The organism is Bacillus sp. FSL W8-0848 (assembly GCF_038007805.1).
Classification (GTDB): Bacteria; Bacillota; Bacilli; order Bacillales; family Bacillaceae; genus Bacillus; species Bacillus glycinifermentans.
The window spans coordinates 3294201-3306566 of sequence record NZ_JBBOYB010000001.1; the positions used below are offsets into that span (position 1 = coordinate 3294201).

Here is a 12366-nt window from a genome sequence, read left to right on the forward strand (position 1 = left end):
CCGTTTATTTTCGTCTTACGCACTCCGCAAACACTTGCCGCGATTTTGGTTCCGGTATATCTAGCGCCATCTGGCCGGCTTTTGCGAGTTCCTCCGCCATCCGTAGAAATTTCTCAGCGAACTCTCTATCCGTTGTGATAAGCTCACCTACGCGGTAAGCGTCTAATTCCGGAACATATTCGATTTTCATTTGATCACCCGCAATTCTACCGACTGCCGGCCGAACTGTACTGCGTCGGCTTCATTCGCGACCAACAGATCGAGTCGTGCGCCTTTAATCGCACCTCCCGTGTCGATCGCCTTCGCCCGGAAGCTCGAACCGTCAGCGAGTCGGACTTCTACCGTAGAGCCAAGCGCTATCACAGACGGATCGACCGCTATGACGCGCGCTCCTTCATAATAGATCGAATGGCTGACGTCGACTCCCGTTTTGGTGATGCCGGTGCAGCCTTCCGCACAAAAGGCCGTATAAGCTGTTGCGGTGAAAGTCCGCCATGCTGACGTTTTAGTGGCGGTCGGCTTCTTCGCTTTCTTCAGCGCCTTGATTTCGTCCACAAGCGCCTGTATCTGCGCGTCCTTTTTCGTTATCTCTTTCGTTAATTCTTCGTTGCGTTGTATGGCCGCTTCCTCTGGCGTAAGCCATGGCGGCTTTGGCGGCTGCTCTGCCGGACAATGTCCGGAGAATAGCTGCGCTGTTAGCGTGAAATTCGTTAGGATACCGATGCTTACACCTCCTCGAAGAATTGGTTCGTCCATGGCTCTACATTAACGACTTCCTGACGCAAGGCTTCCGCTAGGTCAGCGATCTCCTTTTGCGCACCTTTGCCCGGCTTACGTTTCGAATAGAATTCGAGTAACGACCGTAGATTCACAGTCATTACGAGATTAGTTGCGGCTGCTTGCGGTAGGACGGCGCGGGCATCTTCCGCAGGCACTCCTAACGCTCTCAATTCGTCATATTTCCGCTGTGCGTCTTGCATTGCCGCGATAAAAACGGCGTCAGCTTCCGGATCATCGATTTTATCTGGTATTACGTAATCAAACCCGCCGATCTTATCATTGCTTCCCATCCGCACGTACCGCTGTGACTGGACGCTGAAACTAAAACCGACGCGATGCCGCGTAAGCTGCGCCAATAACGCCCGGCTTACGCCTTCAATCGCAAAGGTGAACGTTAGGTGTTCGAGGGTCGACGTGTGACCGGAACGGACGATCATTCGGAATAGGCGGTCGGCGTCGGTGCCTGCGCCGCCATCTGACGCTTTGGAGCCGAAATACTTGGCGCCTTCCTTTGCGACGATTTCAGACGGCTTGTTGGCGCTGTAGCACGTTCTGATTGCGGTTAGGGCGACCGCTTGGCCGTCAGTTACGCCCTCACGAAATAATTCGCCAACGTCAGTCAATGCGTCCTCAGTTTCGTTAAGCGCGAACATTTTCGCAAATTTCTCTGAAACTAGTGTATGGGCGATTAGTTGTACGTTCATTTTAGTTTCCGCCATTTATTCGTCCTCCTTCGCTAGACTTTCGAAAACTCTTCGGTATTGTTCGTTAATAGATTGCGTAACTATGTCCCACGCCTTCTCTTTCGTAGTGATCCGAAAGGTACAATCGTCTTTTCCGTAAAACCCGTGAGTGACAACATAATCGCGAAACAGCTCGTTCATATAGTCGAGGTCGCCCGCGCCATAGAATTTTCCGTTCAAGAAACAGGCGTATGTTTGCGCCATTATATCAGCTCCTTTCCCATCAGCCCTCCGAAATATTCCGGGTGCGGACTTCCGACGCCGCTACTCCCGAAACCGTCCGCACCTCTATCGCTATCGCCGAGCGCATCAACTTCCGTAAAAGCCGCCTGCTCGACCGGCTTAATTACGGCTTGGGCGATACGATCGCCTTTGCGGATAATGTACGAAAACTGCGGCAATTCTCCGTTCATTCTATAAATCTCTCCGGTAACCATTATCGGTCCATAGTCGAAGGGAACTTCCATATTTAACGGCGAGATATTATCGACAACCACTCCGACCTCGCCCCGATAGCCCGCGTCAACTGTACCGAGCTGAACGCGTAAAGGCGTCTTCAATGTAATGCCCGAACGCGGCCGAATCTGCATTTCGTAGCCTTCCGGAATCTCGAATGCTAGCCCCGTTTTGACTAGCGCGGTTTTTCCCGGCTCGATAATGACGTCTTCTACCGCTACTAGGTCGAAGCAAGCGTCGGAAGCATGAGCATATTGAGGAATTTGTGCATCGGGTGACAGGCGTTTAATATTTACGTTCATTCGAAAACCTCCTCGTTAATATTTGCGTATATATTTTCGTTAATGGACGCTTACTCGAAATAGAAATCGCTGTCCTGGAGCGCCTCGACTGTAGCCTTTTTGTAAGAATTTCCCTTTTGACTGAAGAAGTCGTGGGACTTTGTTTTTGTACTTAACCCGTTCATTACAATCGGGTTCGGTGTTTCATCGGCAAAGTAAGGATCGAAGCCGAGATTCATCAACGCTTTGTTTCCGTTGTATCGGACGAACTTTTTAACGTCGTGAGTCAGTCCGACTTGATCGTAAAGATCCTCGGTGTAGGCGATCTCGTTTTCGTAGAGTTTCGCAAGCAATTCGATAGCAAAGTCGCGTAGTTCGAGCTGTACGTCCGGAGACTGACGATTATAAATTTCCTGCGCGAGTAAGCCGACATAGACGCCGTGGATCGCTTCGTCGCGGATAATCAAATTAATGATCTCGCCGCTGTTCATCAGTTTTCCTTGACCGTAGAAATATAACGGATAATAAAAGCCGCTATAGAACAGGAAGCTTTCGAGATAGACAGAAGCGACCATCGCCTTGTAAAGCGAAATGTCATCGCCTGGTTTAATCGCGTTGTATAGCCCACCAATGACTTCGGCTTTTCGCTGCAAGTATCGATTCGTCTTCACCCATTCGAACAGTTCCGTAATTTTCTCCGTTGGCGCAAGCGTCATGAAGATGTTCGAATACGACTTCGCATGGACTGCGTTTTCCATCATCGCCATAAAGTTCAGGACGGCTTTGCGCTGATGACCGGATACCTGGGCGGCAATTAACGGCATTCCCGTGTTTCCTTGTTCCGTGTCGAGTAGCGTTAGACCCGCGAGAACTTTCATATACGTATCCTGTTCGTTAGCGCCGAGATACTTCCACGTTAGAAGGTCGCCATTCAGCGAAATCTCTTCCGGAAGCCAAAACTGCTTAACGTTCTGTTCGTAAAACATCTGTGTGAATCCATCTTCGTGTTGCGACCAGTTGGCCGCTGTATATTGCGTCAATTATTCGTCCTCCTTCTTTTTGTTATTTTTCGGATTTACTAGCTGCGTCTGCTTAAATATTCGTTCAATATGTCTTCATATTTATCTCGCATGAACTTAAACCTGTCTTGATGCAAGTTCTCGCTCCACCCGGTTAATTCATCAAGATCCTTCATTTGCTGAAATCCTTTTTGGATTTCCTCGTAGTAAAATTCAATGTCTCCCACCGCTCGCCAATGCCTCGCTGTTCTGACTTGTTGCCCTGTTTCGGCTGTATTCATAGCTATATTTAAGGCTTTTGTTTTCTTGTTTTGATTAGAGAGTATGTTCGATGCGATTTTCTTCAAAATGAGATCGCAGTAAACCTTAACGAAATTAGTTGGTTCGCTCACTATCAATACCACCTCCTATCAATCTGATAATTTAAACCACGCATGACAGGCAACCTTCCTGCCCCGTATCTTTAGTCCGCGCATAATAGAGCGTCTTGATCCCTTTGTGATGTGCGTATAGGTCAATTCGGTTTAGATCGCGTGTCGTCATCGTATCCTTCAGGAACAGCGTAAATGAAATGCCTTGATCGACATGCTGCTGAATTGTCGCAATCATATCGACGACTTTAAACATATCCATGTCGTACGCTTCCTTGTAGAAGAACCAATTCTTCGCACTTAGCCCCGGCATCGGATAATACGTCTTGGAGTTTCCGTATGTCCGTTCCTCTATGCGCTCCATAATCGGCATGACTGACGCCGTAGCCGACTGCACATACGAAATAGATCCCGTCGGCGCAATCGCAAGTCTATACGAATGGTAGAGTCCGTATTTCCGTACGTTATCCTCCAAGCGAACCCAATCGATGCGTTCCGGAATTTCAACGCCTTCAAACAGCTTCGCGACCTTCTCCGTTTTAGGACGGAAGTCCTCTGCGATGTACTTATCGAAGTAGCTGCCGTCTGCATACGTTGATCCTTCGAATCCCTCGAACGTGCTTCCGGTTTCCTTCGCAAGCTCCATCGACCGCACCAGCGACCAATAATTAACGAGCGCAAAGAATACGTTAGCGAAGTCGCGAGCCTCTTCCGATTCATAAGCGATCCCATTCTGCGCAAGATATCCGTGCAGGTTCATCGCTCCGAGTCCGATCGAACGCATCTGACGGTTAGCCTTCGCGACTGCCGGCGCGTTCTTGATATTCGTTGATTCCGATACGACCGTCAGCGAATCGACCGCGAGCTTAACCGTTTGCTCGATCGACTTGTTCGCCATGACGTTCGCAATGTTCAGCGAGCCGAGATTGCACGAGATGTCGAGACCGATTGCGTCCTCTTCGCCGTAGTCGGAGTACTCGGATACCTGCGATGCCTGAAGCACCTCCGAACACAAATTCGAAAATTTAACCTTCGAAATGTGATTCAGCGCATGAGCAGCGTTTACGTTATCTTCGAACATGATGTACGGATATCCCGATTCGGACCGCAGAATCGCGAGCTTTTCGAGTAGCTGACGCGGATTGATTTTATCTTTGCGGACATTCGGATTCTCGACGAGTTTGTCGTACATTTCTCCGATATCCATTTCGTCAAGATGTTTTCCGTATTCCTTATAGACCGTATGTGGATAGAAAACATATGCGTCCCGGTCATCTCGAGCTAGTTCGATGAACTTATCCGGAATGACAACGCCGATCGACAGCGTCTTGACCCGGACGTCTTCATCTGCGTTAATCTTTTTGGTATCGAGGAAATCGTTGATATCGCGATGGAACACGTTCAAATATGCTGCTCCTGCCCCCGCTCTTGCGCCTTGCTGATCTGCATAGCGGAAGGCATTATCGAGGAGTTTCATAACTCCAACGACGCCCTTCGTTACGTTCTCGATTCCTTTGATCGATTCACCTTTCGCTCGCAACTTCGATAAATTCAAACTTACGCCTCCGCCCATTTTCGAAAGTTGCATCGCTGTTCCGATCGCCATTTGAATATCGTTTAAGGAATCGTTAACTTCGAGAAGGAAGCACGACACTAACTCTCCGCGTCGCTTCCGACCGGCATTCAAGAACGTTGGCGTGGCCGGTTGATATTCCTGACGGATCATCATTTCCGCAAACTCGATCGCCTTGGCTGCGTCTCCTTTCGCGAAGAACAGCGCACAGATGGCGATGCGGTCTTCATAGCGTTCGAGGATCTTCTTCTTATCGTTCGTCTTGAGCGCATAGTCGTTGTAGAACTTAAACGCACTCATAAACGAAGGGAAACGGAATTTGTGCGCATAAGCCGCCTTGTAGACCGCTTTGATCTCGTCAAACGTATACGGCTCGAAGACTTCGCGCTCGTAGTAATCGTTATCGATCAGATAATCGAGCTTTTCGCGCAGATCGTGGAAAAATACCGTATTCTGATTCACGTAATCTATGAAATAACTACGGACGGCTTCGGCATCCTTTTCGAATTGAAAGCCGCCGTTCTTCCGTATCATAATTTCGTTATTAAGTTCGATATACTTCGCGTGCTTATTCGTCAATAGCTCTCACCCTTTCCGTAAATATTCGCTCACAAACTCGCGAACTTTAGCGACATCCTCCGCCGTGCCCGCAAGTTCGAACTTGTGGACGATCGGCACTCCGTACTCTTCCGCAATCAAGTCCGCAGCCTTGGCGAAGTTATCGCCCCAGTTACGATTGCCTGACGCAGCCACGCCCGCCATTAAATCGCCATTGTCCGCGAGGAAGTCCCAAACGGTGCCGGCGACCTGACCGAAGCCGTAAGTCCCCGTTACCAAGACGAACGGTTCCGTTAAGAGCATATCGGCCTTGATTTCGACTGCAGGCAGGCCGGTCTTGGCTACGAATCGGCGAACGTTGCCAGCCAGCGAGTAATAGGCGATTAGCATAACGACGCCACCAACACTCCGATAGGAATTGCGTACATAATCAGGACGACTATCTTCGCGAGTTTAGCTCTCGTTGTTTTCGCTTCGACCGTCACCGTAATCCACGCAAAGAAAAGCAGGCACGCTATCGCAACGTATGTCATTCGGAATCATCTCCGTCTTCTAATTTCGATAGTTCGTACTGTAGTCCGTTGATTTCGTCCTCTGCCGCCTCGATCTTATCTTCGAGGTAACGAATGTCGTCCCGGAGAGCCTCGATTTCGTCCTCGTGAGTATCAATCTCGAACTCCAAATCCGCTATCATTTTTTCGATCTCTTCGCGTGTCATTCGATCGACTCCTTCCGTTTTAATTCCGCCTCTATTTCGTCTTTTCGCGCCAGAATCCGGTCACGCTCGATTCTTAATTCGACCAGCTTCGTATCGTGCCGGCTGATTGCGTAATCAACATCGATAAGTTGTTCGTCAAGCCATCGCAAGGACTTCCGCAATTGTGCGGCCGGTACGCCGTAACATTCGTACGTCATTGCGTTTCCTCCTTAGCGTTCTTTTGATCGTGTTTATGTTCGCGAAACAGTCGGTCCGCCAATCCGATCAGTAGCGCGGTCACCACGAAGACAACTGCGATAGCGACTCCGACTTTAACGATTGCGACAACCGCCGGAACCGATAGCAGCGCCGTTACGATAACGTAAGCGGCCGAGAATCCCGCAGAAAACAGACCGAGTAATATGATGAGCGCAATCAAATACGCCAATGCTTCGATAAGTCGCTGCTTAAACATTCGATCACTTCCCTCCGATCGTGTCTAGGATTTCTTTGATCGCGTAGTATTCCGGGTTGATCATCTGATTTATTCCGATAGGGATAACGAAAAAGCTTACAATAGCAGTTATCCCTAAGGCTACTCCGACAGGTATCGAAACTAGCGTGTATGGACTTGTATCGAAAGAATCTATCACTTTATTGTGTTCTATCCCTTTTTTCAATAGTTTAGTAAAAACGATCCCAAGAAAAATAAGCGCTGCAATAGTACCCACAACCCCGATAGCTCCATTTACAATCTGCTGCTTAACGAGAACTCCGTATACATGCTCGGCCGCAACTCCGAGCTTTGCCGCCAGCTTATCGATATACTCCATCGCTTTGTCCATCTATTCGCCCTCCTTTTCTCGTATAAATCCGAAATCATTGTCGCGAAGAACCGAATGGAGAACGGTAGCCACACGGTTGATAACGTCCTCGTCCTGCTCCATAAACCCCGATTCGTTAAAAATTGCGTGTGTAAGTTCGTGAATTAAAACGTTATTGATACGCGAAGGCGATAGCTCCTTCTCGATCTGAATACTCGTATCTTGATACGTTACCTGCCCCCAAAGGTTATGAAGACGATTCAGTTCCGGTACTAATTTGACCGAGTAATCAACGCCTCCAACCCGAAAAACTTTTCCGTCAATCATCGCGTTTCCTCCTTCGGTTTAATAATCTTCTCGCGAATCAGATACGTCAGCGCCACCGCACACGCATCGCTATGATCGTCCGTTGCGAATTTGTGGTCGTCCGGCAATCCGAGCCATCCCCGAACGCTCTCGGCAACTTGCGGCTTCTTTGCGTTTCCGTTTCCGGTGACCGTCTTCTTAACGTTAGCCGGCGTCACATGTACGTCAATATCGTATCCGTATCTGTACAGCGCCCGCTCGATCGACGACCATGTTCCGTGAATCTTATTGTTCTGCGCGTAGTTGCGGCTTGGCGGCCATATCTCCCGAACGACCACATCGAACGGTTGATTATCGCGAACAAATAGCAACGTAAAGGCTTCGATCTCCTCATAGCGCAACGGCTGATCGGTTGATGCGGACGTTTTAAAGTGGGCAGATTTTATGAGGCGAGCTTTTCCGCCCTTTGCTTCGATGATCGCGAATCCCGGCGATGTTAACGAAAGGTCAAGGCCGAGGACCCGGATAGGCTTGGCGCTACTCATCGGGTCTCCCTATACGCAACAATTAAAACAGGTCCAGCAGCAGTCAACGTATATGTGTTTTTAACATCAACACACAAACCTTCAGCAACACATTCGTCAATAAACTTCTGTATCCCATAGTTAAGCTGATCATTGTTCCAACCTTCGATAACTTTCGCTTTAACAACTGACCTCATCATTCCGCCTCCTCTTCGACTTGTACATCCGCCAAGTATTCTCGCAAGTTATTATGATCGTACTTGCCCGCCAAGTTCGACGTAGCATAACGTCGTTCAGCCTCGAATAACATTCGCTTTTCTTCGTCCGTCAATTGCGATTTACAGTGACCTTTGAATGCACAGAACGCGCATTTTCCGGTCATTTCGATCGTCATTGGCGGAATCTGTTTTTCGTAAACTAACCGCGCTTGTTCCGCTAAGTCCGCGAGTAACGCCTCCTGCATCTCCTCGGTAATGACGAAGTGGAACGCCCGCAGGTCCGGCTTCGGTTTGCCGTCCGCCCAGGTCTTGCGCGTCTTCGGAACGCTCTTCTTATCTTCGTCCGAGAACCACGACGGCTTTTCGGTAGATTCGTAGAGAATGATTCCTTCGTTAATTCCGAACAGCAGCGACTCGGCCGTTACCTGGCGCAAATGATGGCTGTCGGCGCCTTTGAAATCGAGCTTTCCGTTCATTGCGATAAGACCGGTCGCCTTCGTTTTGTATTCGAATAGCAGCTGCCGTCCCTGATAATCGAGAATGCCGTCCGGCTTTGCGGTGATGGCGAACTTGACTCCGTTTCGTTCGAACACTTTCCACGCCTTCACTGCGTCTTCAAATGCGTATTGCCCATCATCAGTTTCTGCGATAGTAAATTCGGCTTTATCGCCGAGACGCTTCGGCATGTGAATGAGATCGAGCTGCACGAAGTCGACGATCGCCGTACCTTGGCGCCGCTGTCTGCCGCGAAAAGGCTCATCATGGGACTTCTCCGGCTTGGTTGCGCTGTTTTTGAAGAAGACCTGACGATCGCACATGTCGGTGCCGGACGCGCCAAACGTGACTATATTCGGATCAGGATTCGGCTTCCAACCGAGATGCTGCAATTTTTGTTGGTAGAAACGACGTTCGAGTTTATCGATGTAATATGACGAGCTTGGATGCGCATAGTAGGCGTCTAGCTGATCGATGAAAGCCTGCGCAATGTCTTTCGGCTGTGATTGCGATAAATGTGCCCGCAGTGAATTTGCGGCTGATCTTCCGCTTGAATTCGTCAATTAATCACGTCCTTTCATTGCGCGACCAATAATTCCGCCTAATTTAAAGAACATTTCGTGGTCTTCCGGGAAAGCACGTAGTAATCGCATTAGGTCGGTATTGTCTAACGCTACCAAATGCACTTTGCGGACAATCGCGTTTTTAGGCGTGAATTTTAACGGGCGATCTGCGGAATCTTGGACGATGTTTAGGAAACCGTTATATTCTTTAGCGACACGCGGTAGATAACGTTTGAATACTTCGATTGTCGCCTCTACGTCGTTTAGCGCCCTGTGATGCCCGTTCAATTCGATATTGTTGCGCTTAACCACGTCCTTCAAGCTCGCGGATAACTCCGGCTCCACAAAACGAACCATAGCTCGCGTACAATGAAAGTGTTCAGGTTCGATCCCGCCTCGACTAATAAACGAAAGATCGAACGGGGCATTTTGCGCGACTACGATAGAATCGCCGATAAACTCTCGTAAACTATTAAGCGCCTCGGCTTCGCTCGGAGCATCTTCGAGATCCTTCGCAGTGATTCCGGTTAATTTCGTAATAAATTCCGGTAGCTCCCGGCCTTCCTCAAGCGCAACCATTGTGTGGAAGCGATCAATTTCATCGCACCAGTCATCAATTTTAATCGCGCCAATTTCGATGATCTGATCGTTTTGATAATCGAGTCCTGTCGTTTCCAAGTCGATTACAACGTATTTCTTTCCCATTAAACCGCCTCCCTATTTTTAAACCATTCATCCACCGAGAAACCATTTCCCCATCTGCGGCAGATCTCGATATCAGTCTTGTTCGGAATGTTTCCGAAAACGTACGTGTTCAGCATGACATCCTCGAAGTCTTTCACGTCTTCTCGCGTGATGGTGTCCGGTACTAAAAGCAGCGCTTCATCATGAACCACGCACCATATCCGCCATTCTCCGCGTCCTTCAGCCGTCTTCCTATCGCACAACTCTTGAAGCGCAATCATCGTCGCTTTGGTCTGTATCGCTGCTGACCCCTGAACTCTTGCGTTTGTTGACTGCGTATAAACCGCCGAGTAGTGGCCTTTAGCGTTACGGTCCTTCGCGTCAGGCAGACGTCTCTTACGTTGGCCGCGATCCATCCAAACATATCCGTGCTTCTTAACGAAGGCTTGATTCGATTCGACCCACTTTTTGACCACCGGAAACCTTTCGAAGAAGTTGTCTAGGAACTTCTGAGCCTCTTTCTTCGATATTCCGATAGCGTCCTTGAGCATGTTCGCGCCACCCCCGTAAGCAACCGCAAGCATGATGACCTTCGCCTGTTTCCGGTATACTGATCCATCGCCGCATTCTTCGATCGGCTTATTGAAAACCTCCGAAGCGATTGACGCGTACAAATCGTTACCTTGCAAGTAGTTATCGACTAGCTTCGGATCTTGCGAGAAGTACGCCAGGCATCGGTATTCTTGCTGACTCCAGTCTCCGCCTAATATCGCGTATCCTTTAGGAGCTACGAACATCTTCCGGGCTTCTTTCGGTTGGTTCTGTAGGTTTACGCCTGTTCCACCTGATGAGAACCGACCGGTCTTTGCACCGTTCTGATTGAAATTCGTGTAGAGTTTGCCGGTCCTCTTGTCGATTAATTCCGGCAAAGCGTTGATGTACGTTGAGTACAGTTTGAACTTCTCCTTATACTCGAGCAGCTTCTTAATGATCGGATGTTTGCTAGCGAGAGGCTTCAGAACTTTCTTTGCGTCGGTTGAGTCGAGTTTTTCTCCGGTCGCTTCTTCTAACGCTGGCTTTAATTGCGCCGGCGAGTTAATGTTGATGTCGCCCAACTCGTCGATAATCTCCGCATACAAACGATCGATTTCCGATTTGATCTCCTTACCGTATTCCTCCGCGAAATCTAGGTCGATGTCGAATCCGGTTGACTCGAGCTTCTGTACGACGGTGATTAACGGAACCTCGACCGTCTCATAGTAGTGAAGGATATCCGGGAACTTCTTCAGATGTTCGCGTTGGAAATCGCGAAGCTTCCTCGTCACATCACCGTCTTTTGCCGCATAAGCAAGCGCAATTCTTAGATCACTCACTTCATCGAATCCGATCTTTCCGAATAAGTCTTCGTATGTGTCCGATTTAATCCGTAGATATTTCGTGACGAGGTTCTTCAGCGCAAAGGACGGTTCATTTTCGTTAAGCAGCCGCATCGCTTCCTGTGTGTCCCACGTAAGGCCCCGCAATGTGATTCCTTCGCGGTCCAGCATGTGAATATCGAACTTTGCGTTATGGGCGAGCTTTCCTATCGATTCATCTTCGTAAAACGGCCGCAGCTTTTCGACGACAAAGTCGTTATCTAATTGCGGATGATCCGTCTTATGTTTCGTTGGGATATACGCGTGGATGTCCGCTTTAATAGCCGTCAATACATGGCCGACAATGTAGTCGTTCCACACGTCTGTGCCCGTCGTCTCGACGTCGAATACGATCTCTTCTTCGTCAGCAAGTAACGCAAGGAAATCGTTGAGCTGCGCTTCGTCTGTAATCAGCCAGTAGTTTTCCGGCGTATTCTCGACCATCTTCCGCAAGGTTTCCTCGCGCTGCTGTTCCTGTAGCGTCTTCCATAATCGCATCGCCTCCGCCTTGCTGAACGCTTTCGGATTGCCGGCCTTGTTCACGCAGTCAGACGGGTTCCTTGCGAGCTTGCCCGCTTCCATTGCCGCCTTGACTTCGTTTAATCGTTGGCGGTCAGTCTCCGATAGCTTGCTCGCGAATATCCGGCGCCAACTCTCCTCGATCGGTTCCGCCGTTTTCGCCTTTTGCCTCCGCTTAGCTGTTTCGGCAACTTTTTCGTTTTTAACTTCGTCATTTTTCGGCGTCAAAGCGCTAAGATTCAACCGTAGATTGCCGAGTTCCATTCGCATCCTCCTTTCTCGCGTGATAGATTCGGACTACTCCGAGATAAAATTTATGGCACCGAAAAATAATGCCATA

Annotated in this window: 19 protein-coding genes; all 19 read right to left on the minus strand. The window is 49.1% G+C overall.

What is annotated here, in order from left to right:
* Positions 1-4: 4 nt before the first annotated feature.
* A complete protein-coding gene (locus NSQ39_RS17415; RefSeq protein ID WP_046132571.1) occupies positions 5-190 on the minus strand; it encodes a hypothetical protein in 186 nt (61 codons plus the stop codon).
* Positions 187-756 (minus strand): 3D domain-containing protein, encoded by a 570-nt coding sequence (locus NSQ39_RS17420; RefSeq protein WP_046132572.1) that lies wholly within the window; start codon positions 754-756, stop codon positions 187-189. The genes NSQ39_RS17415 and NSQ39_RS17420 overlap by 4 nt, the downstream gene beginning before the upstream one ends.
* Entirely contained in the window at positions 726-1499 is a 774-nt protein-coding gene (thyX, locus tag NSQ39_RS17425; RefSeq protein WP_082094164.1) for an FAD-dependent thymidylate synthase, read from the minus strand. The genes NSQ39_RS17420 and thyX overlap by 31 nt, the downstream gene beginning before the upstream one ends.
* A complete protein-coding gene (locus NSQ39_RS17430) occupies positions 1500-1727 on the minus strand; it encodes a hypothetical protein (protein WP_046132573.1) in 228 nt (75 codons plus the stop codon).
* On the minus strand, positions 1727-2281 hold the full coding sequence (locus tag NSQ39_RS17435) for a dUTP diphosphatase (RefSeq protein ID WP_046132574.1): 555 nt from the start codon (positions 2279-2281) through the stop codon (positions 1727-1729). Before NSQ39_RS17435 ends, NSQ39_RS17430 begins: the two co-directional genes overlap by 1 nt.
* Positions 2282-2331: 50 nt before the next feature.
* A complete protein-coding gene (gene nrdF / locus NSQ39_RS17440; RefSeq protein WP_065894307.1) occupies positions 2332-3300 on the minus strand; it encodes a class 1b ribonucleoside-diphosphate reductase subunit beta in 969 nt (322 codons plus the stop codon).
* A gap of 38 nt (positions 3301-3338) precedes the next feature.
* Positions 3339-3671 carry a DUF1140 family protein gene (locus NSQ39_RS17445; protein ID WP_341016259.1) on the minus strand — a complete coding sequence of 111 codons (333 nt, stop codon included), beginning with the start codon at positions 3669-3671 and terminating at the stop codon, positions 3339-3341.
* Between the two features lie 31 nt (positions 3672-3702).
* The gene (nrdE, locus tag NSQ39_RS17450) at positions 3703-5802 is read right to left on the minus strand and encodes a class 1b ribonucleoside-diphosphate reductase subunit alpha (protein ID WP_335498922.1); all 2100 of its coding nucleotides are present in this window, start codon (positions 5800-5802) and stop codon (positions 3703-3705) included.
* A 6-nt stretch (positions 5803-5808) separates the two neighbouring features.
* Positions 5809-6171: a class Ib ribonucleoside-diphosphate reductase assembly flavoprotein NrdI gene (nrdI, locus tag NSQ39_RS17455; protein ID WP_335498919.1), complete on the minus strand. Its 363-nt coding sequence runs from the start codon at positions 6169-6171 to the stop codon at positions 5809-5811.
* Between the two features lie 139 nt (positions 6172-6310).
* The gene (locus NSQ39_RS17460) at positions 6311-6499 is read right to left on the minus strand and encodes a hypothetical protein (RefSeq protein WP_335498914.1); all 189 of its coding nucleotides are present in this window, start codon (positions 6497-6499) and stop codon (positions 6311-6313) included.
* Positions 6496-6696 (minus strand): hypothetical protein, encoded by a 201-nt coding sequence (locus tag NSQ39_RS17465; protein ID WP_335498911.1) that lies wholly within the window; start codon positions 6694-6696, stop codon positions 6496-6498. Before NSQ39_RS17465 ends, NSQ39_RS17460 begins: the two co-directional genes overlap by 4 nt.
* On the minus strand, positions 6693-6953 hold the full coding sequence (locus NSQ39_RS17470) for a hypothetical protein (protein ID WP_335498908.1): 261 nt from the start codon (positions 6951-6953) through the stop codon (positions 6693-6695). The genes NSQ39_RS17465 and NSQ39_RS17470 overlap by 4 nt, the downstream gene beginning before the upstream one ends.
* Before the next feature lie 4 nt (positions 6954-6957).
* The gene (locus NSQ39_RS17475; RefSeq protein WP_128747997.1) at positions 6958-7323 is read right to left on the minus strand and encodes a hypothetical protein; all 366 of its coding nucleotides are present in this window, start codon (positions 7321-7323) and stop codon (positions 6958-6960) included.
* Positions 7324-7629, minus strand: a complete 306-nt coding sequence (locus tag NSQ39_RS17480) for an ImmA/IrrE family metallo-endopeptidase (protein ID WP_335498901.1) — start codon at positions 7627-7629, stop codon at positions 7324-7326. It lies immediately after the preceding gene.
* On the minus strand, positions 7626-8153 hold the full coding sequence (locus NSQ39_RS17485) for a crossover junction endodeoxyribonuclease RuvC (RefSeq protein WP_335498898.1): 528 nt from the start codon (positions 8151-8153) through the stop codon (positions 7626-7628). Before NSQ39_RS17485 ends, NSQ39_RS17480 begins: the two co-directional genes overlap by 4 nt.
* Positions 8150-8329: a hypothetical protein gene (locus tag NSQ39_RS17490; protein WP_335498896.1), complete on the minus strand. Its 180-nt coding sequence runs from the start codon at positions 8327-8329 to the stop codon at positions 8150-8152. Before NSQ39_RS17490 ends, NSQ39_RS17485 begins: the two co-directional genes overlap by 4 nt.
* Positions 8329-9408, minus strand: a complete 1080-nt coding sequence (locus tag NSQ39_RS17495) for a hypothetical protein (RefSeq protein ID WP_341016273.1) — start codon at positions 9406-9408, stop codon at positions 8329-8331. The genes NSQ39_RS17490 and NSQ39_RS17495 overlap by 1 nt, the downstream gene beginning before the upstream one ends.
* Positions 9409-10113, minus strand: a complete 705-nt coding sequence (locus NSQ39_RS17500) for a 3'-5' exonuclease (RefSeq protein WP_335498889.1) — start codon at positions 10111-10113, stop codon at positions 9409-9411.
* Entirely contained in the window at positions 10113-12290 is a 2178-nt protein-coding gene (locus NSQ39_RS17505; protein ID WP_335498888.1) for a DNA polymerase, read from the minus strand. Before NSQ39_RS17505 ends, NSQ39_RS17500 begins: the two co-directional genes overlap by 1 nt.
* Between the last annotated feature and the right edge of the window lie 76 nt (positions 12291-12366).